Origin of the sequence: Pseudomonas sp. (assembly GCF_036387035.1) — a bacterium.
Classification (GTDB): domain Bacteria; phylum Pseudomonadota; class Gammaproteobacteria; order Pseudomonadales; family Pseudomonadaceae; genus Aquipseudomonas.
In genome coordinates, this window is the sequence record NZ_DASVUM010000091.1 from 1 (window position 1) to 22,682 (window position 22,682).

Sequence of the window (22,682 nt, forward strand, 5' to 3'; positions counted from 1 at the left end):
TTTTCCAGCGTCATAGGTCACTCCTTGTGAGGGCTCAGATCACCTTCCGAGCCGATGACGAACAGCTTAGGCTTGGCCATCAAATCGCGCACGAAGCCGCCCCGCTCTGCTAACAATTGGAACCACTCTTGCTCCGGGTACTGCTTGGGATTGATTTCTCTGCCCAAGACTTCCTGTAGTGGATAAAGGTGGGTGATGAGCTCGCCGAAATTGACCTCTCCTAAGACTAGAAGGTCGATGTCGCTATTGGCTGTTGCCTTGCCCGTGGCCATAGACCCGAAGACGAAAGCCGTTTTGATTCTGTCGGATAAGGGGGCCAAAGCATCAGCGATGGGCGTGACCAAACCGTCGGTCTTGCGCAAGATGCCGACCAGCTCGGGGAAAATGACGCAATCCTGATTTGCCTGGTACTGCATTTGGTTGCCGACCGGAGATTTGAGCAGCAATCCCGCTTCGACCATCTTGCTCAACTCGCGACTCAGCGTTCCCGAGATCGTCCCGGTCAGCCGCGCAATCTCGCGTTGATGGTACTGACGTTCGGGGTGTAATAGCAGCAACGTCAATACCATGCGGCGATAGTCAGAGAACAGGAACTCGCCAAGCGTCATCATCGCCACCGAAGTGCTGCTTTAAAGGCAGCAATTGAAGCCTTAAAGGCAGCATTTTTCAAGCGGTCAGTCTTGTTGGCCGCTGTGGACCTGATATGCTGCGCGCTCGCAGGTCATCGCCAAGGCGTCCCAAAAACGGCGCCATCCCTCGCTAAACTTCACTATCAGCGCCTGCCCTCAACTGCCATCCGCACCGCAAACCCGAACAACACCGTGCCCATCACCCAGCGCTGTACGGTCGCCCAACCGGGTTTTTTGGGTCAGCGTCAGCGCGATGGAGCCCGCCGCCATGACGACCATCGCATTAACGGTCAGACTCACCAGAATCTGCGCGCTGCCTAATACCAGCGACTGGGCGAGCACACGGGTGCCGTCGCCGACGGTGATGAACTGCGGCAACAGCGACAGGTAAAGGACGGCCACCTTCGGATTGAACAGGTTGGTCATCAAGCCCATGAGGAACAGCTGCCGGTTGCTGTCCTGCGGCAGGTGCTTGACCTGAAACGGCGAGCGGCCGCCGGGTTTCACGGCCTGCCAGGCGAGGTACAGCAAATACACCGCGCCGGCCATGCGCAGCGTGTCGTACGCGTAGGGGACCGCCATCACCAACCCGGTAATGCCGAACGCTGCGCACAGCATGTAGAAGACGAACCCGACTGCCACGCCGCCGAGGGAGATCAGCCCCGCCTTGCGCCCTTGTGAGAGGGATCGCGAGATGACGTAGATCATGTTCGGCCCCGGCGTCAGCACCATCCCGAGAGCGATAAGGCAAAAAGCGATGAGGTTTGAGAGTTCGGGCATCGTGGGCTCCTGCCGGCGTGACGAAATACGCATCCGGACAGCGCCGAACGGCCGTCCCATCTCAGCCAACCTGCGCAAAACGGTCTATACACAGATGGGTGGAAAACCGCCCATGACAGACGCGGCCTGCTGCTCTCTCGGCCCGAACCTTCAGAGGATTGAGCGGCATCGACCTCTGGCCAGGCCTGTATGGATTATTTACCGAATGGTGGCAAAAAGCCCTTCCCAGCATCACGTGGGCAAGCGACACTCTCAGGCGCAGGTCATGGCCGATGTCGCAGTCGGGATGCAGCGTTACAACCCGGTGAAGCGCGATGAACACTTCGGTCCAAAAGGGTATCTCCTTCGCCAGGCGCATGTACCTGCCGCGCAGCATCGGCCAGGGCATTGGTTTCTTCGCGGTGGCTGCAGCGCTGTACCCGTCGCATCCGCCGGTCTGGGTGTGGGTGGCGATGATCGTTCATGGCTACGTCTGGCCGCACATCGCCTATCAATTGGCCAAACGCTCGCCCCAGCCATACGCCGCCGAACGCCGTAATCTGATTTACGACTCGCTGGGCGGCGGGTTCTGGGCCGGCGCGATGGGCATCAGTCCGCTGCCTACCGTGACCGTGCTGTCGATGATGGCGATGAACAACATTGCCACCGGTGGCTTGCGGCTGTTTGTACTGGGTTCACTGGCGCAGGCGACGGGTGCGCTGGTGGCGTACACGATTTTCCTGCCACCGTTGTTTTCCCACGTGACGCAGACTCAGGTGTTCGCTTGCCTGCCGATGCTGGTGATCTACCCAATGGCCATCGGACTGGTCTGTTATCGCGTCGCGGTGCAGCTGTCGAGCAGCAAGAAGGCACTGGAAAAACTCAGCGTCACCGACAGCCTCACAGGCCTCATGAACCATGGAGCGTGGAAGGACCGTCTGGCGCTCGAATTCGACAAATGCCAGACGCAAGAGCGCGAGCACAGCGTAGCGCTGATCGATATCGACCACTTCAAAGCCATCAACGACACCTACGGCCACATCACCGGGGACAATGTCCTCAAGCAACTGAGCAAAGCGCTGTCCGCCAACCTGCGCCAGACCGATCTGGCCGGCCGTTATGGCGGCGACGAGTTTTGCGTCATCCTGCCTGATACCCCCCTCGCCCAGGCCACCGCCATCCTCGAACGCCTGCGCCGTACCGTCCACGATCACGCCCACTCAACCCTGCCCGACCTCAAGCTGAGCCTGAGCATCGGCGTCGCTGCCTACGGCCCCCACCAGACCGACGCCGGACTGTGGCTGCACGAAGCGGACATGGCGCTGTATGACGCGAAAAGCGCCGGGCGTAATCGGGTGACTCCGGCGCGCCCCTGCAGCAAGGTCGGCGCGCGTGAGGGTGCGGCGGTGGGGTGAGTTCAGCGCTTCATGCGCATCAACGTTTCGAACAACGTAGGAACACCTGTTTCCTTCAGGTAGGCAGCGATTATCTCGCGAAGCGCGCGTGAAGGCTCTGCTCCCATAGCGGCCGCCTCAGTCGCCGAGTCACGCGTCGCAAGCGCGGCACCGCCATCAGATTTCGTGCCCTTTAAGAACGGCACGGTGGCTGAAAGGTCATATATCTGCACTGAAACGTTCTTGATCCAGTTCTTTTGATCAAGGGAAAAATGATCGAACTGCCGGCCAAAGCCCGCCGCCGCTTCCCCTCTTTCAGAAAACTTGTTGACGACCTGCTCCAGGAAACGAAAATCCAGGCTGCTCATCGGGCTGTAATCGACATCCAGTGCAAAACGCAGAAAGCCGCGATCTACGGCTGTCGTACTGAGAGCACTTCCATTCAATATTCGATGGGCCGTCTTGGCGCTTTCCTCATTGAAGGAATAAGACACTTCGTGCCCTTCAGTATCAAACCGTTTGAGAGGCCGCTGCGGGATGATTTCGCGTCCATTGTCCGATTTCCGGTAATAAGCAATGGACCAGGCCAGATCGTCCACGTAGGCAAGGTCGGCGCCTTCTGCATTTGCGAATTCGTAAACTGCAGAGAGTAGATACCGATCTTCGGGTAACAGGAACAGTGTGGGAAATAACGTCGATAAGTTGGGATCGTATCCCACTGTGGCGGGCTCAACCGCATGCCCCTTGAAGAGTCGGGACATCATCAGTCCCCTTCCGCTGAGAGAGACAGGCGATTCGGGTGTTTGCTGCACATCACGAAGCGAGGCGCCTGCAGCCTCATTGATTTCGGGTTGGGCCACCTTCAGCAAACAGGCGGAGTGAACATTGATTTTTTCTGGGATTGAAATATTCATTGAAATACTCCCGAAGAGGCCGTCCTCGCCTGGGCGAAGACGGCATGAGTGCTATTCAATTACATTGAATGTGATCCTATCTTGGCCGGAGGGGCGACTATTCCTTTGTCCTCCTTCTTTTGTCTTATGACGGATGTTCACTCCCGCGCCTGGAAAAAAGCTTTCGCCTTGAAAGTCATAACTTATGCCAGACGTTCCAGGCGCGATAAGAACACAAGGGGTCTCACCTTTATACACCCGAAAACACAACTCTACTTCTTCGCCGACGCTTTGGGGATAGGATGTTGTACTCCATTCAATAGATACAACCTTACCAGACAGCTGCCTCCGTGTCTCACGACTACCAATTGAGTATACGGAAAGACCCACCCCTCCCGGAACAGTGATCCGATTCGGGGTATCCACCATTGTCACCGAATACTCCCCTGCCATTGCTGACATTGATGTAAACATCAATACCAACAATAAATACCTTACGTCCATACCAAATATCCTAATCTTCTTTTTGCGTTAACCGGGACAAGGTGCCCCGGAAATCATGGAAGCATTTCTGCCGAATTATGAATCTGGTTGAGCAGTTCTTTAGGTGTGACTGTTTCAAATATCGCAACAAGGCTGTCGCCCAATATCAGCGGCCCATACAACCCTTCTTCCCGACCCAGATGCGTTTGCTGTACGTCGCGGTAGGCCTCAGGGTAAATGCTTTTTTCGATCGGCAGCAGGCGGTCGTAATGTTCCAGCAAACCGCGAAAGACAATGCGCCGCTCAGTGACGCCGCGAGTGGTGGCGATCAGTTTGATGAAGAAATCCGAGTCGCTCTGGCGCATGGCCTCGTACGCGGCGTACCGCTCCGCCAGGGTGTACGCGCGGGACTCGTCGAATACTACGCAGCACAGGTCCTGACGCGAGCGTGAACCGAAGGGGTTGTTAACCGCGCGCCGGCGATTGCTTTGCGCCAGCGCGAAAGCCACCGCCTGTTCGGCCTCGTTCATGCGCTCCGCGCTGCCGAGGCTGGAGAGGTCATCCAGCGCGGGGGCCTGACGCCCCAATCGCTCGACCTCTGCGCTGAAGGTGGCAAACACGCCATGGGGCCCGAGCCATTGTTTGTGCAGCTCGCTCAACTGGTCTCGCGACAGTTGGCTTTGTTCATCCACCAATTGCTGAAACGCGGTTGAGGCGTCCACATCAAAGTCTGCATCGATGCACTGTTGCTTCAAGGGCTCAGACGCTGCGATTTGAAGGGTCATCGGTTCCATCCTTATTATTGGTTGTTATTTTAGGCGCGCCATCACCAGCACTTTGATTTAAAAAATAAAAAGCACTCACAGCGAAGTCTTTAGGCAGAAAGCCGCGCATCGAAAAACGAAATTCACCGCAGCGAATCACACTGACGACAGATTGAAAGTTTAGGCTATCAAATTGGGTTAATTATGCACTTACCGGTCAACGAAACAATCCGTCAGATGTAGGGGTGAAAGCAGCTTTTTCTGTCGCGGCGCCGTGATGTGCAGCGCAATGAGCTGTGCGCGGTTCTTCACCTCGTTCTTTCGCAGCAACGCCGAAACGTGATCGCGGGCCGTGTAATCACTGATCCCAAGCCGTTGCGCGATGCCCTTGTTGGTATGCCCCTGCAGCAATAGAAGCAGGACTTCCTGCTCTCGGGGAGTGGTTTTATTTAACCGCTTGCGCTTGCGTTCTTCTTCCAACATTGGCCCTCAACCATCTCCGCGACTTGCCGACCCAGGCATTACCTCTGCCTGGCTGTGACATTGTTTTTATTGATATTCAGGTTTTAATGCTTTACTCATTCACACAGTCAAGCAGGTTAATAACCGAACAACAAAAAGTAAACTTTCCTACAGATATTGCGAGTATCCCTACTCAAACACGCAGACAAACTATTCGAACACGACCCAAGTGCAGGCCAGGTGAATATATAAAAAGCGGGTCAGTTGTATAGACGGGGACAATAAACGCTGCAAATGATAATTACAATCATCTGTTACAAATCAGCGGGTCAATCTCGTTTCAAATGCTGCGTATTGTTAATCCGCGACATTGAGCCACAAGAAGGAGCGTCATTGCGACGCCCCTTCCCCCTCTCAGTGTCCGGCCTGCGCCACGCGAACATCGTCGACCTGCATGCCCTTGCGCAGACCAAAGAACAGGGCCGTCGCCAGACCGACCGCGCCCATGATCACGCAGTAGCCCACGCACACCCACGGGCTCCACGGCATCAGGGCGATCAGCGCCAGCGGCGTGGTGCTTGCCCACAGCGCATAGCTGATGTTGTAGGTCAGTGAGATACCGGAGACGCGAATGTTCGCCGGGAACAGTCCGACCATGACCGACGGCACAACGCCGACGATGCCGCAGGCCAGACCGGCCAGGGCATAAGCCAGGCCGAGCGGCAACCAGTGACTGACCAGGCTGGCATAGAGCAGGCCAACGCCGACCGGCAGCAACAGGCTGTACAGCACCACGCCGCGCCAGGCGCCAATGCGATCGACTAGCATGCCGGCCAACACGCAGCCGATGTTGAGAAAGACGATGCCGACGCTGCTCAGGGCGAAGGTGTCGCTGGGGCTCATGCCGAAGCGCTGTTGCATCACCGTAGGCGTGATGACCACCAGCGTCACGACAGCCGAGGTCAGCACGCAGGTCAGTAGCGCAGCCGGTAACAGAGATTGTCGATGCTGGCGCAGGACAGCGCGCAGTGGCAGTTCAGTCATCCCCTCCCGCTGGGCATGCATCGCCATGAACACTGGCGTTTCACTGAGCCAGCGTCGCAGCCAGACGCCGATGACCCCGAACACACCGCCCAGCAGGAACGGAATGCGCCAGGCGTAATCGAGGATTTCCGCGTGGCTGAAGACCTTCGCCAGCCAGGTCGCGGTCAGCGCGCCGATGAGGTAGCCGAAGGTCAGCCCGGCTTGCAGCACACCGAGCGCGTAACCGCGATGGCCCTTGGGCGCGTGCTCTGCCACGAACACCCAGGCGCTCGGCACTTCGCCGCCGACGGCCGCGCCTTGAAGGATGCGCAGCGCCAGCAGGATCAACGGTGCCCAGTAGCCGATTTCGGCGTACGTGGGCATCACGCCAATGAGCAGACACGGCAACGCCATCATCAGGATGCTGAGGCTGAACACGCGCTTGCGGCCGAGTTTGTCGGCGAAGTGCGCCATGAGAATCCCGCCGAGCGGGCGGGCCAGGTAACCGGTGACGAAAATCCCGAAGCTCTGCAACAGGCGCAGCCACTCGGGCATTTCCGGCGGGAAGAACAGCTGACTGAGCGTCAGGGCGAAAAATACGAAGATGATGAAATCGTAGATTTCCAGCGCCCCGCCCAGTGCCGCCAGGCCAAGGGTTTTGTAGTCTCCCCGGCTGATGGGTTGTGGGCGTGGTCGAAGAATGGCTGTCATGAAAGACCCCAAATCACAGGTTGAAACGCACTCAGGTGCGACAAAGGCGCGCAGGATAACAAAGCTGACGGATTGAGGGCGGGTCGCTGACGGCTGGCACGCTCAGCGATCCGTTTAAAAACTCACCGTCGCCGACACCCGCGCTGTACGCGGCGCGCCGAGGAACAGGTAATCGTCACCCAGGTATTCGCCCGCGTCGCGCCAATAACGCTTGTCGAACAGGTTGTCGACCGTCAGGCGCAAGACGGTGTCGTAGCCCTCGATTTTCGTGCTGTAGCGGCTGCCTGCGTTGAACACCGCGTAGTCGTCGACCTTCACCGAGCCTTCGCGGTTGGCGTACTTGCTTGAGCTGTATTGCACGCCGCCCAGCAGCGCCAATCCCTGAATCGGCAACGTGTAATCGGCTGACAGGCTGCTGCGGAGCTTGGGCACGTTGATCGCCTGATGGTCTTCGTAGAGCGCGGTGCCGCTGTCTTCCACTCTGGCGCGAATGGCCGCGACGCTGGCCGACAGTTGCAGCTGCGAGGTCACGTAGCCATTGGCGCTCAGCTCGATGCCGGTGTTTTTCTGCTGGCCCTGCTGGACGAAGGTCAGGCTGCCGTCGTCGTTGGGTTTCGAATACTGATAGGCCTGACGGGTTTGAAACACCGCCGCCGTGAAGCTCATGCGGCGCCAGTCGTATTTGATCCCGGCTTCCAGCTGGCGAGAGGTGGTGGGGGCAAGGATTTCCCCGACATTGCTGTCGAACACCGACGCCGTGCCGCCCAGCGACAATCCTTTGCTGTAACTGGCGTACAGCGAAACGCTGTCGATCGGCTTGTAGATCAGCGCGGCTTGGGGCAAGAAGATCGACCGCTCGGTGTGGCGGTTTGCGCTGCCGTCTTCGTTGTAGGCCTTTTCATCGAGCTTCACTTCACGCCCGCCGACGATTGTCTGCCAATGTTCATTGAAGCTGATGCGATCTGTGGCGAAAAGCCCGTACTGACGACTGTCCAGACGCCGTTCGGTGTGGCCCACCGACAGGTCCGACGGCGCGAAAGTGTCGGGCGTTTCATGGATGTTGCCGGAGCCGATGTATTCACTGAAATACGGGCGGGTGTCGACCGTGCGGCGCAACGCGCTGGTGCCGAACGTCAGCTCATGCTTGAGCCAGCCGGTGTCGAACAGGCCGGTCATCGACGCCTCCACTTCGTCGTTGCGCCGCGTGTCGTCCGGGCTGCGGAAGTCGTAGATGTCGTAGCCGCCGCTCGGCGTGAAGTGCCCGGTCAGCGGCTCGGCTGGACAATCGCTCTGGTAATAGCAGCCGTAGGCGAAGGCGCTGTAATCGTCGATGACCACGCGGCTGCGTGATGCGCTGAGGCTGGCTTTCCAGTCGTCGCTGAGGCGATATTCGTAACGGCCGCTCATGTTCAGCGAATCGATGCCCACCGGATTCGAACCGCTTTGATAGCCCAACAGCTTGCGCGGCGAGGCGTCGTGGGGCAGCTCGGTGCCGCCCAGCAACTGATAGCCCGGCACCGAGCGCTGCTCTTTGGTTTGGTATTCCACGTCGAGCTGCAGGGTGGACTGGTCGTTAATGTTCCAGTCGAAGGCCAGCGAGGCAAAATCCCGTTGTCCATTGGCGTGCTCGACGTAGGAGCGAATGTCCTCGTGGGCGACGTTGGCGCGCAGGCCGAACTGTTTCTCGCTGCCGAACCAGCCGCCGACGTCCGTAGCGATGTAGCGCTCGCCCTGCTCGTTGGTCGAGACCGTCACCGAGCGCACGTCTTCCGGGCGCTTGGTCTTGTAATTGATCACGCCGGCAGGCTCCGACACGCCGCTTTGCAGGCCCGACAGCCCTTTGAGCAGCTCGACCTGCTCCTTGTTTTCCAGCGCCACGTTCTGCTCGCCGGTGATGCTGCGGCCATTGATGCGGTAGCTGTTGGCGGCATTGAGTGAAAACCCGCGCACGACGAAGTTTTCGTAGTAGCCCACCGGCGCGTAGCTGTCCCCCACTGAAGCGTCGTTGCGCAGGACCTCGCTGAGCAGCCTGGCGTGCTGGTCTTCCAGCCGTTGGGCGGTGAACACCGATATCGACGCAGGCGTATCGCGCAGCGGCGTTTCACCAAAACCGCCCACCGACGCCCCGCTCGCCTGATAAATCGAGTCCTGCTCACCGGTTACGCGCAGCGCATCCAGCGTCACCGGTTCTGCCTCCTGAGCCGCCAGCCACGGCGAAGCGAAGGCGATACTCAACGGCAACAGTCGACGCGTAAGGCCGGCAGCGGGACGGGAGGGAATGATCATCGGCGGGTGTATTCCTGGTGATGGGCAGTCGGGCAATGAAAAACGCAGGCGGGTTCGGCGGCGCCTCTTTTACGTTCTGCGCTGACTTTTTACAACCGGGATCGATGTGAGGTGTGGACATCGCGAAGGGTCATTCGATACGAAAGTCTGGATGCAGAAGCCTCCAGTGCGCGCGCAAGGCATCCTGCTGCCGATCTGGCATTGGGCTGTCGGTTAGAGCACCGGGCCAAAGGGTACGCGCGCTGTCTATCGTGGCTTTCAGGTTATAGAGGACCGGTCTCCAGGGAATGTCGCCGTATTCGGCCCACTTCTGGAAGTGCTCGAGTGACATGTCATACCAGCTCCTGGCCTTGGCCATATTCAGGGCAGGCTTGGACTCATCGACAATGTAGGCCTTGGTCGTGACAATGTCGTAGGCGGGTGAAAGCTCGGCGTTTCGACCGTCGCGGTACATCATGCTCCAGTTCTTGAGGTGCGCATCGCCGTTGGCCAGCAGCACATTGACCAGCAGCCGCCTCGCCATCTGTATGGCATCCCGCTGCGCGTGGAGCGAGTTCCGGTAAACCAGCTTGCCAATCTGATCGGAGCTTGCGCTGCGGTATTTATCCTGTGCGTAAGCGAAGAATATTTGCGCAAAATCTTCGGCATGCACCCGCGCGTTTCCTGGCAGACGGTCGAACCGACGTATGCCGTAAGCATGCGTTTCGTCTGGCAGGTTTATGTTCGGCAGCGCTTCAATATCGGCCATCGGGATCAGTCTGATTTCCGGAATGTCGACACCGGCAAGCGCAGCCAGCGTCATCGCCGTGTATTCATTCAGCGGAACGAAGGGGTGAATTGTGGAAGGCGTCTTGATGATCCAGTCGCCAGGCGCCTCCGGATCCCCGGTGATGTACCGCCCATCTCTGTCGCGCATGGAAAATTTCATTTGCACCCCGGCCAGCGAGAAATGCGCCTGGCTGTCAGGGATGTCGATGACGGTAGCGTCGAGTTTTCCACGATGCTGCAGGCCCAGCCCAGGGATCTCTGCAGCGTCCATTCGCTGCGCTATCAAAGCGCCCGGCAAGTCGCGACCCAGCCATGTCAGCAGCGGAAATTCGTTATCGCGGTGGACTTTCATTGCTTGAGAGAGGAAATCCCGCAATGCCCCCTCCGGCAGGAGATTGCTCAAGACGGGATGTAGCTTATGTGCGGTGATATAGGGATGCCGTTTGGCCAATTGCTGCGCGAATGCCATCGGATCGGTGTGCGACAGCGTCAGCGGAAATCGGTCCTGATTCTCGATGTACTCCGGCGCCAGGGTAAAGACGTTTTTGCCATTGGAATACCCCGCAACGTAACCCACGCGCGCTCCCTGAAGCGTTAGCTGCAAGGCGGCGACCGTTTCATCAGCCATCAGAGATCACCCCACGGACTCTCATCGGCCTCGTTGACGAAAAGCTCTGGCCGCGCGGCATCGTTCGCCTGCGCGGCATAGGGGCGATCGCTGTTGGGTGCTGCCTCGCTGTCGAGAACTCTCTGTACAGCGGCGAGCTTTGACTTGGGAACCAGGAGCAAAGTGGCGTCGAGCCCTTCTGCGATCTGGTCAAGTGTCGTCAAACGCGGGTTACCACCCGCTTCGATCTTGCCGTACTGCTGACGGGTCACGCCCGCACGCAGGGGCATTTCCTGTATTTGCAGGCCTAACGCCAGTCGCCGCTTGCGAATCTGGTCCAGCAGGGTGGTTTTCATGGGTGCCTCACCGTCGAGCAGTGAGTATGTAATGTATATGGCTCAGGTCAAGTCTGATGAGCGTTATAAGGCTCATTTCCGTCTAGGGAGCCATATAGCCTACATCCGCCAATGGATGAGCCATATACCGCTCATTGCAACTCATGGAGCCTTATACGTGACATAACAGCGCCACCTCGTTGAGCACTTCGACAAAACTCTCACCCAAGCCGCCCGCACGTCCGAGCGGCGACGTCAGCCCTGGATTACTGCTCGACCTTCAACCCGACCTTCAACAGCTTTCCGTTTTCCTCATCGGTCAGTACGTAGACGTACCCATCCGGCCCTTGTCGCACGTCGCGGATGCGGGACTTGAGTTCGCCGAGCAGGCGCTCTTCGTGCACCACCTTATCGTCCTTGAGCTCCAGACGAATCAGGTCCTCGGAGGCCAGCGCGCCAATGAAGACGTTGTGGTCCCATGCTTTGAACGTGCTTGAATCGTAGAAGGCCATGCCGCTGATGCCCGGGGATTTCTCCCACACATGGAACGGATTCTTCACGCCCTCGACGATCTTGCCTTTGGACTCTGAAATCGGCTCGCCGCTGTAATCGATGCCGAAGGTCGAGATCGGCCAGCCATAATTGCCGGCGCGTTCGATGATATTTATTTCATCGCCGCCACGCGGACCGTGTTCGTTGGTCCACAGCGTGCCGGTCCAGGGGTTGAGCGCAGCGCCCTGCTGATTGCGGTGACCGTAGCTCCAGATTTCCGGGCGCACGTTTTTCTGGCCGACAAAGGGGTTGTCTTTGGGCACGGTGCCATCCGGGTACAGGCGCACGACCTTGCCCTGCAGTTTGTCGAGGTCTTGCGCCGTGGCTCGGTCGTTGTTTTCGCCCAGCGCGATGAACAGGTAGCCGTCGCGATCAAAGACAATGCGCGAGCCGAAGTGGTTGCCCACCGACAATTTGGGCTGCTGCTGGAAAATGCGGGTGAAGCCTTCCAGTCGGGTCATGTCCTCAGAGAGCCGCGCGCGGCCCGCCGCGGTGCCGCCGGTCTTGCCGTCACTGGCCGCCTCGGCGTAGGTGAGGTAGACCATGCGGTCCTTGGCAAAGTCTGGCGACAGCTCGACGTCCAGCAAACCGCCCTGCCCTTGCAGCCAGACCTTCGGCACGCCCGAGATCGGCGCCGACAGCTTGCCGTCAGGCATTACCCGGCGCAGGTTGCCGGTGCGTTCGGTCACCAGCATGCCCTGGGCATTCGGCAAGAACGCAACCGCCCAAGGGCGTTGCAACCCGCCGGCGACCTCGTCGACCGTCAGGGTGCCGTTTTCGCTCTGGTAGGTCGCGGCATTCCCTTGCACGGAGAAACCCAATAACGCGGACGCGCATAAGGTCGCCAGTAAGCTCTTGCAAAGAGTGCTCTTGCAAAGAGTGCTCTTGCAAAGAGGGGTGGTACGCAACATGGGCGATTCCTTGTGAAATAGAAGGGATGCGGGCAGTCGTATCAGTTGCTGCGGCGCTGGGCGTCGTTTGAGGGGCGAGCAGGTGCTTGACGGGTCGGATACCCATTGCCGATGCCACCGTTTTCAAGGGTCGGCGGACGGGGCTGGGCAGGTCCCAGGTTCGGACCACCGACTCGCGGTGCGGTCGACTCGGTGCCCTGACGGCTGTTGGGGTTGGCGCGGCGGATGGCGCCATTGTCGGGCACATTGATGGAGCGGTTGGGATAGCCGGCAGCGGCTATCAACGGCGGGGAGCCCGCAGTGGGATCATCGGCTTGCGCCAGCCCGGCGGACAAGAGCCCGCCGAGCAAGACGACGGCGAGGCGACGCGAAAAACTCTTCATCATTTACCTTCTGTGGAATGGGTAACGATTCCGGTCTTTGATAGCGATCAGGCATGTAGGTTCGCGCCGTGACGGTGGATGAGCAACGTGTAGGACCTTTCGCTTTGTAACAAGAATAGTCGCGGGTAAGGCGAAAGAGACGGATTGCACAGGCCATTCAATGCCGCGGGCTCATGCAATCCCTGCAGGAGCCGGCTTGCTGGCGAACGCATCAGTCCAGACACTTGAGTGGTAAATGGCAAATCGGGTTCGCCAGCAAGCCGGCTCCCACGAATTTGCAGCACGGCGGCGTCCTGCAGCCTGGATCAACACCTCGTCGCCTGCTGCACAATTCTTCCAGACCTGCCGTAAGCTGCGGGTTAACGTGGCCCACGACTGACTGCCCCCCGATCAAGCCACCCTTTCCGAGGCCCCAGATGTCCGATCGCAACTGGATCGAGCTCAAACAGGACGCCACGTCCGGCATCGAGACGGTGCGCGCGCATTTTGAGGGGCATGCCTATGATCCGCACTGGCATGACAGTTACCTGGTGGGCATCACCGAACAGGGTTTGCAGCAATTCAACTGCCGTCGGCAGCAGCACAACAGCACGCCGGGCAAGGTGTTTTTGCTGGAGCCTGGCGACATCCACGACGGCACGGCTCCAGAAGCGGGCGGTTTTACCTACCGAACGTTGTACCTGGACCCGCGCTGGCTGGATCGCGAATTGCGCGCGCAGTTCGAAGAGGCGCCCGATAACGCCCAGCTCAGCTTCGCCGCGACGCTGGCCGAAGACCCGCGTCTGGCCATCGCTACCGCCAATGCCTTCGAAGCGATGCACCACGACGAATTGCGCATCGTCCGCCAGACCGCGCTGGACCACCTGCTCGCCGACCTGACCCGCCACTTGCGCTGGCGCACCCTGATCAACCCCGACCCGCGCCTGCCATTGGTGGCCCAGCGGGCACGGGATTATCTGCACAGTCACTTGCACCAGGACATCGGCCTGGATGATCTGGCGCAAGCAACCGGCGTTGACCGTTTTCGCCTGAGCCGCGCGTTCAAGGCGGCGTTCGGCATGGCGCCCCATGCCTACCTGATCCAGTTGCGCCTGACCCGAGCCCGGCATCGGCTGGCGCGGGGCGAGGCGCCTGTCAGCGTCGCGGCAGCATTGGGTTTCGCCGACCAAAGCCATCTGGGCCGCTGGTTCCAGCGCGCCTATCGCATGACCCCGGCGGACTACCGCCGACGCTGCTCAATTGTTCCAGACTGAAAGGTAACGGCGCGCTGATCATGGCCCCACGATCAATGACCGCCGAGTTGCGCCATGCAAACACTGCTGCCTTTTCTGCTGTTCGCCTTCGTCGCTTCGATCACGCCCGGGCCGACAAACATTCTGGTCCTGACCAACAGCTCGCGCTACGGACTGCTGCGCACACTGCCGATCGTGCTCGGGGCCTGCGCCGGCGCGGCGTTGCTGGTGCTGATGGTCGGCACCGGGCTGGGCGATCTGCCGGCCCGCCATCGCCAGGTGCAAACGGTGATGTCATGGGTCGGTATCGGCTGGCTGACCTGGCTGGCGTGGCAGATCTTCAGCGCCCCCGCTCAAACGATCGACCCGACGCAACCGCGCAGCGGCCCGACACTGGGCCTGTGGGGCGCGGCGAGCCTGCAGCTGGTCAACCCGAAAACCTGGATGATGGCGCTGGCGGTGGTCAGCGTCTTCGCGGGCACCGACGCCGACCGCATGCTGCGGGTGGCGTGGCTGTCGCTGGCGTTTTTCCTGGTGTCGATTCCGTGCATGAGCGCCTGGGCATACCTGGGCGTCAGCGCCGCCAAGTTCTGTCGCTCGGCGCAGAGCATGAAGCGCTTTAATCAGGCGATGGCGGTGCTGTTGCTGGTATCGGCGTGGTTAACGTTGGTGGTGTGAGGGCGGGCAGCACGCCATAAGCCGGCGTGATTTAATGCGCGCTGACTTCCTGATACGGACTGGCCATGGCGCGCTTTTACGATGCACGCGGCAATATCTACGCGGTGATCTCCCCCGATGCGCTGCGCGCCCTCGGCGTTTCCCTTCCCCTGTCACCGATGGAAGCTGCCGCTCGCCGTCAGGCCTGGACCGGCCAGGCCGTCGCGGCGATCTGTGACTGGCCCGCCGGCCAGCAACCGCCGGGCAGCAAACCTCATCGCTCGGACGGACTGCTGATTGGTCCGTTTCAGGACGCCGCGCCGTTTGACGTGCTGATCGTCAACACCGACGGCACCCTCGCCGAACGCAGCGGCAATGGCCTGACCATCTTCGCCCAGTCACTGGCTGACGCAAATCTCATCAACGGCAGCACACCATTCGTCCTGCGCGTTCATCACGACAATGCTGACTCGCCCAGCCCCGTTGCAACGCAAGTGGCCCCGGCGACCGTCGAGGACGTGAACGGGTTTTGGCTGGACATCGGCGCACCCGGTTTTGGCCGGCAGGCGGTGGGCGCAACAGGCCCGGGCGTCAGCAACGTGATGTTCAACGAGCGCGAGGTCAATCGGGTCGAGCGCATGGCATCGTTGCACCCGGCGTGGCACACCAGCGTGTTTGTCAGGGTTGGCAATCCCCACTGCGTCACGCTGGTGACCGATGCCGATGACCTGCCCAGTTTCGACGACCTTTTCGACGCCGACTTGAACGCGGCCCTCACCCGCATCGCCTTCGTCGCTGGCGAGTCAGGATGCGGCGACCCCTGCCCAGGCGGGATCAATCTTCAATGGGCCGCGCGTCTGGGGCCTAACCGTATTGCAGCACGGGTGTTCGAGCGGGGCGAAGGCCCGACGGCGTCCTCGGGTACCAGCGCCAGCGCGGTCGCATCGGCCGCGTGGCTCTGCGGGTGGGTTGAGGCGGGGCTGATAGACGTGGTGATGCCCGGCGGCACCGCGCCCTTGCGCCTGATCGAGCAGCAAGGGCAGTTACATCAGGTGCAGTTATTCGGCACGGCGCAGGTCAAGGCCTGACCCCGAACTATTCGCCGATGTCCTCGTTCCACAGCTCGGGTTTGGCCGCGATGAATTGCTGCATAAGCCCGGTGCAGGTCTTGTCATGCAGCACGTCGACTTCCACGCCACGGGACTTGAGCAGCGCTTCTTCGCCCATGAACGTTTCGTTTTCGCCGACGATGATTTTGCGGAGGCCGTACAGCAGGATTGCGCCGCTGCACATCGCGCAGGGCGACAGGGTGGTGTAAAGGGTGGCTTCCCGGTAAACGCGGGCGGGCTGGCGGCCGGCGTTTTCGAGCGCGTCCATTTCGCCGTGCTTGATGGCGCTGCCTTCCTGGACGCGACGATTATGGCCGCGGCCGATGATCTTGCCGTCATGGACAATGACCGAGCCAATCGGAATACCGCCTTCAGCCAGGCTCTTCTGTGCCTCGTCAATGGCCGCTTGCATGAATGGGTCCATGGTCTCTCCTTTCCTTCGTGACGGGTATGATCGAAAAATAACGGCGCTTCGCACAGCGCATGCTCAAGGCTTGGCTTTTTTCAGCGCGTTGTCCAGCGCGGTCGACACATAGACCTTGAGCAGTTCGCTGGAACGGTCTTTCATGTCCGCGCCGACGTCGCGCTGTTTGTTGCGGAATTTGTTCGCCACTTCCGGGGCCGGGTCGGGGGCATCCAGCCCTTGCAGCTCTTCGGGCGTGAACGATGCTGAGTAGGCGGCCGCCAGGTTGCGGTCCCATTCCTGCTGATACTGGGGCTGCAGGCTTTGCAGTTCGTCCTGAACGATTTCCTGCGCCTTGGTGCGGCCGACGGTCTCGACGATCGTCGCGAAGGTCACCGTGTGGGAAGCGACTTGATAGCCCAGCCAGCCCAGACTTTCGCCCAGATGCCGGTCCTGCACGAAGGTCAGCGCGGAATCCCTGGCCACCGGCGCAGGGGCTGTTTCGCCCGCCAGCGCCACATTCTGCAGCGCCATCACGCCCACCCACATCAGCCCCACTGCCGCTTTCTTCATCGTCAAGGCTGTCGATCTGCAATATCCCATGTCCTCTCCCCGCGACTTTTTATGTGTGATCAACGCTCTGATTGCCCGCTGGACGCTAACAGTTGAGGGGCGAGGTATCCAACGAATGTCCTGCTGACGCCGTGCGCACCTTGTGGGACCGGCTTTAGCCGTGCGCCCATTGCTGCGCCGTCATGCGGTAAATCCTTACGCCCTGGCGATGGTACTGGCTATGCACGAACCCACCGAAACCGAGCTTCTTGATAACCTTCACCGAGGCGAAATTGGTGGGCTGGACAATCGCGATCAACGAGGCCAGCCGCAGCTGTTCAAAGCCGTACGCCACCGCGCTATGCGCGGCTTCAGTGCCCAGACCTCGCCCCCAGAACCCGCTCGCAAGCCGGTATCCAATCTCGATCTCGTCCCTGTCTTCGACCCGCTCAGCATTCAGACCGCAGAAGCCGACAAGGGTTGAAGTGAATTTCTCCACCACCGCCCATGGACCAAAGCCGCGTTCACGATAGGATGCACGGCACCACTCGATGAACTCGCCGGTGGCCTCCTGCGACAACACGCCCGCCACGGAATGGCGCATCACCTCCGCATCTCCAAGGATCAGCGCCAGCGCCGGGGTGTCCTCGGGGGTAAGTTCGCGCAGGATCAGGCGTTCGGTGTGCAAGGGTATAAATGAGGGGTTCATGGAGTGTCACTCCTGCATGAACGGGATTGCCTGTAGGACAAGCGGCAGTCCGCTGCTTGCCCCACGGTCTGACGGGAAACGCTTACAGAGCCGCCTTCACCTTGCCGGCCACGTCGGCCGGCACCCAGCCGGTCCAGATTTCCGGGTGATCCTTGAGGAACTGCTTCGCCACAACAGTTGGCTCCAGACGCTTCTCGCTCATATCGCCCAAGGTCTTGTTCAACGGGTCGATGGGCAGATCCACTTTCTCGAAGAAGCTCACCAGATCGGGGTACTGCTGACGGAAGGGTTCCGACACGCCGATCGCCAGGTGCGCAGCGAGGGAGCTGGAGCCGATCGGGTTTGGATTGCTGGCGTCGGCAAGGGTTTTCCAGGCGGCCTCGTTGAACGGCGGCTCTTGCAGTTTGATCAGTTTGAAGCGACCCAGCAGCGGCGTCGGCGACCAGTAGTAGAACAACACCGGCTTGCCGCGACGAATGGACGACGCAACTTCTGCATCCAGTGCAGCGCCGGAACCGGTGCGGAAGTTCACGTAGCTGTCGTTGAGCTTGTAGGCTTTGAGCTTCTGGGTGTTGACGATTTCCGATGTCCAGCCGGTCGGGCTGTTGAGGAAGCGGCCTTTGTCCGGCGATTCCGGGTCCTTGAACACGTCTTTGTACTTGGGCAGGTCCGACACCGATTTGAGGTCCGGCGCCAGCGGTTTAATGCCGCGTTCCGGGTCGCCCTTGATCACGAACTCCGGTACCCACCAGCCTTCGGTGGCGCCTTTGACGATGTCTCCCAGACCGTGAACCTTGCCCTCGGCCTCCGCCTTGACCCACGCAGGGCTGCGTCCCGCCCACTCCTCGCCGATCACCTGAATGTCGTTCTTGGCCAGCGCCGCTTCCAGACTCACCGTGCTGCCCGGCAGCTTATCGGTGGGGTAGCCGTAGCCTTTTTCCACGATGGTGCGCAGGATTTCGGTAATCAGGCTGCCGCTCTCCCACGTGATGTCACCGAAATGAATCGGCGCGGCTTTTTCCGCGCTGTGCGCCGAACCTGTCAGCGCAGCCAGTGCCAGCAGCGAGCCGCCCAGCAGTTTTTTGATTGGTGTCATGGGTGTCTCTCGTTGCTCGGGATGGGAGATGCTCAATCGGTTTGGCACAGTCGGCCGGGCACAACGCACGCCTATTCCAGACAAGCGCGACGGCAACAGGTTTCAGCCTGGTCCATATAGTCGCTCACCGAGCGCTGTGAAATGCCCAGGTGCGCGGCAATTTCAGGGTAGGTCAAACCGCCGCGCCGCGAGAGCACAAACGTTGATTTGATCTTCGCAGGGAGGCGATCGAGGCGGCGGTCCAGACGGTCAAGGGCTTGCAGCGTGGCGGCGTGGCTCTCTACCGACTCGCCGGGGACCGCGTCTTCGCGGGACAACCTTTCCAGGTAGTCGCGCTGCTGATCGCGGCGCCGCCAGTGCTCGTACACCAGGCGCTGGGCAATCGTGGTGAGCAGTGCGCGGGGGTCGCGGATCGGCACAACGTTGGGCGAGGCCAGCAGTTGCAGAAAGGTTTCGGAGGCGATGTCTTCGGCGCTTTGCGTGGAGTCCAGCAGCCGACGCACGCGCAGGCATAGCCACGCATGGTGCTGCATGAACAGTTCGCTTAGGTAATGGCGATGCGTAACGTCGGCGTCAGCCATAAGACATCCCCTGCCCTGATGTTTTTATCGTCGGGAGTTTCCGAAAGGGCATGCTAGCAAGCGCGGTTATGCAGTAAAAATACTTAAAAGTGATCTTTATAGACCGAATATGAATAACTAAAGCGACGGCAAGCCCTGCGATATCGCCTGCTGCTGGTAATCCAGCAGCACCTGATAATCGGCCTCGACCGCTGGCAACACCTTACTGATGGCCAACACTCGCGCCACCTCCGGCAGGTCGCCGAGTGCATGATTCATGGCCTGACGAATCGCGGCTACGTCACTGCCCATGCGGGTGATGTAGGGCAGGCATGGGCCTTTCGCGGTGCGCGCAACCACCTTTATGCCAGCGACTTCCGCACTGGCGTCGCGGGCCAGATAATCGAAGGTCACGCTGTCAATCGCAGCCAGATCGCCCTCGCCCGCCTTGAGTGCGGCGAGGCTGGCGCGGTGGCCGCCGGTGAGCGTGACCTCGGCGAAGAATCGTCCCTGCTGCTGAAGCGGCGCCAAGGCGTGGCGAAACAGATTCATGCCGGAATTGGAATCCCGCGAGTTAAGCAGGCCATGGCTGCCCCGGAACTCGACGAGCGTCTGGCGCAGATCCTCCTCGCGGGCAACGATAAGGCTGCAATGATTGCCCTCCGCGCTGTGGGGCAACTGATACACCGGACGCCCCACCACCTGCACCTGGCCGCGCAGTGCCGTCATCAGCGGGTAGCCGCAGGTTTGCGTCAGCAGTAATTGCGGTGATAACCACAACGCCGTCAGGTCCGGCGCGGCTGCATCGAGGCGCTGTACGCCGAGGATTTGCAGTACTCGATGCAGCCACTGTTGCTGCGCCTGCTCAATGCGCGGCGGGGCGACGTACATCAGGAGTTCGGCGAAGCCTTGGGGCATGTTCCGGTTCCACTTCAGACGTAGGGATGTTGAGGACTGTCGATAGGATTGAAGCTGTAGCGGCGAAAGAGTTCAGCGTAACCGTCCACCAGAAACCCACCGCTGCGTGCCAGCCACTGCTCGCGACGCGCCCGATACACGGTCGGCATGTGATACCACGACAGGCCGGGCAAGTCGTGGTGCACGAGGTGCAGATTCAGGTTCAGGAACAGCCAGGCCCAGGGCCACGAGGCCTCATTGATCACAGTGCGCTCCTGCGGCTGCTCGCCGGGACGGTGCTCGTAGTACGAACGCATCATCGACACGGCCAGCGCTGGCACGCTGCAGAAGAGTACGTAGTGCACGCTCGAGATCGCACTGAAGTGTTCGATGAACACGAATATCAGCACCAGAAGGCCGCCGTGGGTCGACCACATCGCCCAGGCCTGACGGTCGCCACGCAGCAATCGCCGGGTTTCTCCGACGATCAGACTGCTCAACGCCAAGGGCACGCCAAATACCAGACGGCCCGGCGGGGTCTTGTCGAGCCAGCGCAATACACGCATCAGTCTGCCGGTCTGTTTCCAGTGCAACTGGCTGAGATAACGGCTCTCCGGGTCCCGCCCGGGAACGGTGAGGTCCTCATCGCAGTGGTGCCGCAAGTGGGTATCGCGATAAAGCGTGTACGGGTACCAGACCGCAAATGGCGCGTAACCCAGCAGCTTGTTCAGCCGCAACGAACGCGTCGGATGGCCATGCAGCACTTCATGTTGCACCGACATCCACAGCACCAGCAGCGGGATCATCAATAGCGTTGTTGGCCAGGCGCCGAGGTGCGGGCTGGCGATCAGCAGCGCCGGCCAGCCTGCATACACACCGATCAGCAACAACCAGGTCGGCCACTCCGTGCGGCCCGTGAAGCTTGCGCGCAGCTGCTTGATCTCGTCGCGCTGCGCGTCGTCCAGATAGTGAGGCATTGCCGGTTCCTGCATTCGGGCTGATAACCGGTTGTGCAACGACGCAGGAAAAACTTGTAGATCGATTGGTTATGACGGTAGAACGATGCGCCCATCTGCCCTGACCTGACGCCCATCGCACATGCCCGACATTCGGTTTTTACCGCTTCCCGAACTCCAGCGCCCGTTGGCGGACAAGTTCTACCGCGCCCATCATTCGGCCATGCGTGCCAGGGGCGAGGCGCAGGTGTGGGTGGCGCGCAAGGCGCAGATTGTCGGTGCTCTGTGCCTGACCCCCGTCGCCGGCGGGCACTGGCTGACGGGGCTGTTCGTTGAGCAGGCCGAACGCGGGCGCGGCGTCGCGGCCGGTTTGATCGCGGCAGCACTCATCGGTGCTGAAGGACATGTCTGGTTGTTCTGTGAGGCCGAGCTGGTCGGGTTCTACCAGCGGTTAGGCTTCGTTGAGGCGCTGGAACTGCCGCAGGCATTGGCCGGACGCCTGGCGCGTTATCGGCAGACCAGGCCATTGGTCGCGCTGGTGCGTTTGGAGGATCAGTAATCCCTGCGCATGCTTAGATCCTTTCGTGCGGTGGACCGAACCAAACGTGCCATCCGGGTCCGAGCCTTGCGTGCTAGCCTCGCCGGTCATTTCTTGATCAAGCAGGATGCACATGAAGCCGGCGCTTATTGTTTTATCTCTCACCGCCCTTTTAGGGACAGGCAGTGCAATGGCAACTGAGGCTGCGCCTGCGTCCACCGTCAGCCACGAGCAGTTCGCCACCCTCCTCGGCGGCAACTGGCGGGTGCCGCAGAACGCGGCGCGTGATCAGTACCGTCACCCGGAGCAAACGCTGGCATTCTTCGGTCTGCGCCCGGATCAAACGGTGATCGAAATCACGCCGGGCAACGGCTGGTACAGCGAACTGCTGGCGCCGCTGCTCAAGGACAAGGGCCGTTACGTCGCGGCGGTCGTCGACCCCTCCACCAGCGATTACGCAAAGAAATCCGCCGACAGTCTCAAGCAGAAATACACGGCCGACCCCACCCATTACGGCAAAGTCGAAGTTGTCGCGTATGCGCCCCAGGCGCCTGTGTTCGGCAAGCCAGGCTCGGCAGACACCGTGCTGACCTTCCGTAACGTGCACAACTGGGTCGACGCCGGCAACGAAGCCGCGACCTTCAAGGGGTTCTACGATGTGCTGAAACCGGGCGGCACTTTGGGCGTGGTCGATCACCGAGCCAAACCCGGCACCACTGCCAAAGACAACGAGAAGAATGGCTACCTGCCGACGGACTACGTGATCAAACTGGCGCAGAACGCCGGGTTCACGCTGGCGGGTGAAAGCGACATCAACGCCAACCCGAAAGACACCAAAGACTACCCCGACGGCGTCTGGACGCTGCCGCCAGCATTGGTCAAAGGTGAACAGGACAAAGCGAAGTTTCTGGCAATCGGCGAGTCGGACCGCATGACACTGCGGTTCATCAAATCCGCGAAATGAACCGAGCCTGCTCACGGGCAGTGAATACGCCGCGACTCTTCAACCACCG

General features: G+C 60.3%; 23 protein-coding genes and 1 pseudogene. 6 read left to right on the forward strand and 18 right to left on the reverse strand.

Annotated features, from left to right (window positions below):
• Positions 1–17: 17 nt before the first annotated feature.
• Both VF672_RS08285 and VF672_RS08290 read right to left on the reverse strand, forming a co-directional pair.
• Positions 18–611 carry a nucleotidyltransferase domain-containing protein gene (locus tag VF672_RS08285; RefSeq protein ID WP_331103601.1) on the reverse strand — a complete coding sequence of 198 codons (594 nt, stop codon included), beginning with the start codon at positions 609–611 and terminating at the stop codon, positions 18–20.
• A 161-nt stretch (positions 612–772) separates the two neighbouring features.
• Positions 773–1,409 (reverse strand): annotated as a pseudogene (locus tag VF672_RS08290) (LysE family translocator).
• A gap of 314 nt (positions 1,410–1,723) precedes the next feature.
• Here VF672_RS08290 and VF672_RS08295 point away from each other — a divergent pair.
• A complete protein-coding gene (locus tag VF672_RS08295) occupies positions 1,724–2,803 on the forward strand; it encodes a diguanylate cyclase (RefSeq protein ID WP_331103518.1) in 1,080 nt (359 codons plus the stop codon).
• A gap of 2 nt (positions 2,804–2,805) precedes the next feature.
• Here the strand turns inward: VF672_RS08295 and VF672_RS08300 are convergent, their stop codons facing one another.
• The 9 genes from VF672_RS08300 to VF672_RS08340 form a co-directional block, all read right to left on the reverse strand.
• Positions 2,806–3,696, reverse strand: a complete 891-nt coding sequence (locus VF672_RS08300) for a hypothetical protein (RefSeq protein WP_331103520.1) — start codon at positions 3,694–3,696, stop codon at positions 2,806–2,808.
• A gap of 536 nt (positions 3,697–4,232) precedes the next feature.
• On the reverse strand, positions 4,233–4,943 hold the full coding sequence (locus VF672_RS08305) for a hypothetical protein (RefSeq protein WP_331103522.1): 711 nt from the start codon (positions 4,941–4,943) through the stop codon (positions 4,233–4,235).
• Between the two features lie 189 nt (positions 4,944–5,132).
• Complete coding sequence (locus tag VF672_RS08310) at positions 5,133–5,405, reverse strand: LuxR C-terminal-related transcriptional regulator (protein WP_331103524.1); 273 nt, start codon at positions 5,403–5,405, stop codon at positions 5,133–5,135.
• Between the two features lie 393 nt (positions 5,406–5,798).
• Positions 5,799–7,118: an MFS transporter gene (locus tag VF672_RS08315; protein WP_331103526.1), complete on the reverse strand. Its 1,320-nt coding sequence runs from the start codon at positions 7,116–7,118 to the stop codon at positions 5,799–5,801.
• Between the two features lie 114 nt (positions 7,119–7,232).
• Positions 7,233–9,404 (reverse strand): TonB-dependent siderophore receptor, encoded by a 2,172-nt coding sequence (locus VF672_RS08320; protein ID WP_331103528.1) that lies wholly within the window; start codon positions 9,402–9,404, stop codon positions 7,233–7,235.
• A gap of 130 nt (positions 9,405–9,534) precedes the next feature.
• Positions 9,535–10,800 carry a type II toxin-antitoxin system HipA family toxin gene (locus VF672_RS08325; RefSeq protein ID WP_331103530.1) on the reverse strand — a complete coding sequence of 422 codons (1,266 nt, stop codon included), beginning with the start codon at positions 10,798–10,800 and terminating at the stop codon, positions 9,535–9,537.
• The gene (locus VF672_RS08330; protein WP_331103533.1) at positions 10,800–11,135 is read right to left on the reverse strand and encodes a helix-turn-helix transcriptional regulator; all 336 of its coding nucleotides are present in this window, start codon (positions 11,133–11,135) and stop codon (positions 10,800–10,802) included. The genes VF672_RS08325 and VF672_RS08330 overlap by 1 nt, the downstream gene beginning before the upstream one ends.
• A 245-nt stretch (positions 11,136–11,380) precedes the next feature.
• A complete protein-coding gene (locus VF672_RS08335) occupies positions 11,381–12,577 on the reverse strand; it encodes a PQQ-dependent sugar dehydrogenase (RefSeq protein ID WP_331103535.1) in 1,197 nt (398 codons plus the stop codon).
• A 41-nt stretch (positions 12,578–12,618) separates the two neighbouring features.
• Positions 12,619–12,960: a hypothetical protein gene (locus tag VF672_RS08340; protein ID WP_331103603.1), complete on the reverse strand. Its 342-nt coding sequence runs from the start codon at positions 12,958–12,960 to the stop codon at positions 12,619–12,621.
• Between the two features lie 416 nt (positions 12,961–13,376).
• On the opposite strand from VF672_RS08340, the gene VF672_RS08345 reads away from it, so the two are divergent.
• The 3 genes from VF672_RS08345 to VF672_RS08355 all read left to right on the forward strand — a co-directional run bounded on the left by VF672_RS08345 (position 13,377) and on the right by VF672_RS08355 (position 15,937).
• A complete protein-coding gene (locus VF672_RS08345; RefSeq protein WP_331103538.1) occupies positions 13,377–14,213 on the forward strand; it encodes an AraC family transcriptional regulator in 837 nt (278 codons plus the stop codon).
• 54 nt (positions 14,214–14,267) lie between these two features.
• Positions 14,268–14,870 (forward strand): LysE family translocator, encoded by a 603-nt coding sequence (locus VF672_RS08350; RefSeq protein ID WP_331103540.1) that lies wholly within the window; start codon positions 14,268–14,270, stop codon positions 14,868–14,870.
• Positions 14,871–14,935: 65 nt separating this feature from the next.
• Positions 14,936–15,937, forward strand: a complete 1,002-nt coding sequence (locus VF672_RS08355) for a diaminopimelate epimerase (protein ID WP_331103542.1) — start codon at positions 14,936–14,938, stop codon at positions 15,935–15,937.
• A gap of 7 nt (positions 15,938–15,944) precedes the next feature.
• Here the strand turns inward: VF672_RS08355 and VF672_RS08360 are convergent, their stop codons facing one another.
• The 7 genes from VF672_RS08360 to VF672_RS08390 form a co-directional block, all read right to left on the reverse strand.
• Entirely contained in the window at positions 15,945–16,382 is a 438-nt protein-coding gene (locus tag VF672_RS08360) for a nucleoside deaminase (RefSeq protein WP_331103544.1), read from the reverse strand.
• A gap of 63 nt (positions 16,383–16,445) precedes the next feature.
• Positions 16,446–16,964: a hypothetical protein gene (locus VF672_RS08365; RefSeq protein ID WP_331103546.1), complete on the reverse strand. Its 519-nt coding sequence runs from the start codon at positions 16,962–16,964 to the stop codon at positions 16,446–16,448.
• 124 nt (positions 16,965–17,088) lie between these two features.
• Positions 17,089–17,622, reverse strand: a complete 534-nt coding sequence (locus tag VF672_RS08370; protein WP_331103548.1) for a GNAT family N-acetyltransferase — start codon at positions 17,620–17,622, stop codon at positions 17,089–17,091.
• A gap of 82 nt (positions 17,623–17,704) precedes the next feature.
• Positions 17,705–18,718: an ABC transporter substrate-binding protein gene (locus VF672_RS08375; protein WP_331103551.1), complete on the reverse strand. Its 1,014-nt coding sequence runs from the start codon at positions 18,716–18,718 to the stop codon at positions 17,705–17,707.
• A gap of 71 nt (positions 18,719–18,789) precedes the next feature.
• Complete coding sequence (locus VF672_RS08380) at positions 18,790–19,299, reverse strand: sigma-70 family RNA polymerase sigma factor (protein WP_331103553.1); 510 nt, start codon at positions 19,297–19,299, stop codon at positions 18,790–18,792.
• Between the two features lie 117 nt (positions 19,300–19,416).
• Positions 19,417–20,196 (reverse strand): phosphate/phosphite/phosphonate ABC transporter substrate-binding protein, encoded by a 780-nt coding sequence (locus VF672_RS08385; protein WP_331103555.1) that lies wholly within the window; start codon positions 20,194–20,196, stop codon positions 19,417–19,419.
• A 14-nt stretch (positions 20,197–20,210) separates the two neighbouring features.
• Positions 20,211–21,152: a fatty acid desaturase gene (locus VF672_RS08390; RefSeq protein ID WP_331103557.1), complete on the reverse strand. Its 942-nt coding sequence runs from the start codon at positions 21,150–21,152 to the stop codon at positions 20,211–20,213.
• A gap of 121 nt (positions 21,153–21,273) precedes the next feature.
• Here VF672_RS08390 and VF672_RS08395 point away from each other — a divergent pair, with 121 nt between their 5' ends.
• Both VF672_RS08395 and VF672_RS08400 read left to right on the forward strand, forming a co-directional pair.
• The gene (locus tag VF672_RS08395) at positions 21,274–21,690 is read left to right on the forward strand and encodes a GNAT family N-acetyltransferase (protein ID WP_331103559.1); all 417 of its coding nucleotides are present in this window, start codon (positions 21,274–21,276) and stop codon (positions 21,688–21,690) included.
• A gap of 112 nt (positions 21,691–21,802) precedes the next feature.
• Complete coding sequence (locus tag VF672_RS08400) at positions 21,803–22,633, forward strand: methyltransferase (protein WP_331103561.1); 831 nt, start codon at positions 21,803–21,805, stop codon at positions 22,631–22,633.
• Positions 22,634–22,682: the final 49 nt, after the last annotated feature.

Bases quoted from the DNA above. Each gene is read 5' to 3' on its own strand.
- VF672_RS08285 (WP_331103601.1), bottom strand. From the start codon at position 611: ATGATGACGCTTGGCGAGTTCCTGTTCTCTGACTATCGCCGCATGGTA.
- VF672_RS08295 (WP_331103518.1), top strand. From the start codon at position 1,724: ATGAACACTTCGGTCCAAAAGGGTATCTCCTTCGCCAGGCGCATGTAC.
- VF672_RS08300 (WP_331103520.1), bottom strand. From the start codon at position 3,696: ATGAATATTTCAATCCCAGAAAAAATCAATGTTCACTCCGCCTGTTTG.
- VF672_RS08305 (WP_331103522.1), bottom strand. From the start codon at position 4,943: ATGACCCTTCAAATCGCAGCGTCTGAGCCCTTGAAGCAACAGTGCATC.
- VF672_RS08310 (WP_331103524.1), bottom strand. From the start codon at position 5,405: ATGTTGGAAGAAGAACGCAAGCGCAAGCGGTTAAATAAAACCACTCCC.
- VF672_RS08315 (WP_331103526.1), bottom strand. From the start codon at position 7,118: ATGACAGCCATTCTTCGACCACGCCCACAACCCATCAGCCGGGGAGAC.
- VF672_RS08320 (WP_331103528.1), bottom strand. From the start codon at position 9,404: ATGATCATTCCCTCCCGTCCCGCTGCCGGCCTTACGCGTCGACTGTTG.
- VF672_RS08325 (WP_331103530.1), bottom strand. From the start codon at position 10,800: ATGGCTGATGAAACGGTCGCCGCCTTGCAGCTAACGCTTCAGGGAGCG.
- VF672_RS08330 (WP_331103533.1), bottom strand. From the start codon at position 11,135: ATGAAAACCACCCTGCTGGACCAGATTCGCAAGCGGCGACTGGCGTTA.
- VF672_RS08335 (WP_331103535.1), bottom strand. From the start codon at position 12,577: ATGTTGCGTACCACCCCTCTTTGCAAGAGCACTCTTTGCAAGAGCACT.
- VF672_RS08340 (WP_331103603.1), bottom strand. From the start codon at position 12,960: ATGAAGAGTTTTTCGCGTCGCCTCGCCGTCGTCTTGCTCGGCGGGCTC.
- VF672_RS08345 (WP_331103538.1), top strand. From the start codon at position 13,377: ATGTCCGATCGCAACTGGATCGAGCTCAAACAGGACGCCACGTCCGGC.
- VF672_RS08350 (WP_331103540.1), top strand. From the start codon at position 14,268: ATGCAAACACTGCTGCCTTTTCTGCTGTTCGCCTTCGTCGCTTCGATC.
- VF672_RS08355 (WP_331103542.1), top strand. From the start codon at position 14,936: ATGGCGCGCTTTTACGATGCACGCGGCAATATCTACGCGGTGATCTCC.
- VF672_RS08360 (WP_331103544.1), bottom strand. From the start codon at position 16,382: ATGGACCCATTCATGCAAGCGGCCATTGACGAGGCACAGAAGAGCCTG.
- VF672_RS08365 (WP_331103546.1), bottom strand. From the start codon at position 16,964: ATGGGATATTGCAGATCGACAGCCTTGACGATGAAGAAAGCGGCAGTG.
- VF672_RS08370 (WP_331103548.1), bottom strand. From the start codon at position 17,622: ATGAACCCCTCATTTATACCCTTGCACACCGAACGCCTGATCCTGCGC.
- VF672_RS08375 (WP_331103551.1), bottom strand. From the start codon at position 18,718: ATGACACCAATCAAAAAACTGCTGGGCGGCTCGCTGCTGGCACTGGCT.
- VF672_RS08380 (WP_331103553.1), bottom strand. From the start codon at position 19,299: ATGGCTGACGCCGACGTTACGCATCGCCATTACCTAAGCGAACTGTTC.
- VF672_RS08385 (WP_331103555.1), bottom strand. From the start codon at position 20,196: ATGCCCCAAGGCTTCGCCGAACTCCTGATGTACGTCGCCCCGCCGCGC.
- VF672_RS08390 (WP_331103557.1), bottom strand. From the start codon at position 21,152: ATGCCTCACTATCTGGACGACGCGCAGCGCGACGAGATCAAGCAGCTG.
- VF672_RS08395 (WP_331103559.1), top strand. From the start codon at position 21,274: ATGCCCGACATTCGGTTTTTACCGCTTCCCGAACTCCAGCGCCCGTTG.
- VF672_RS08400 (WP_331103561.1), top strand. From the start codon at position 21,803: ATGAAGCCGGCGCTTATTGTTTTATCTCTCACCGCCCTTTTAGGGACA.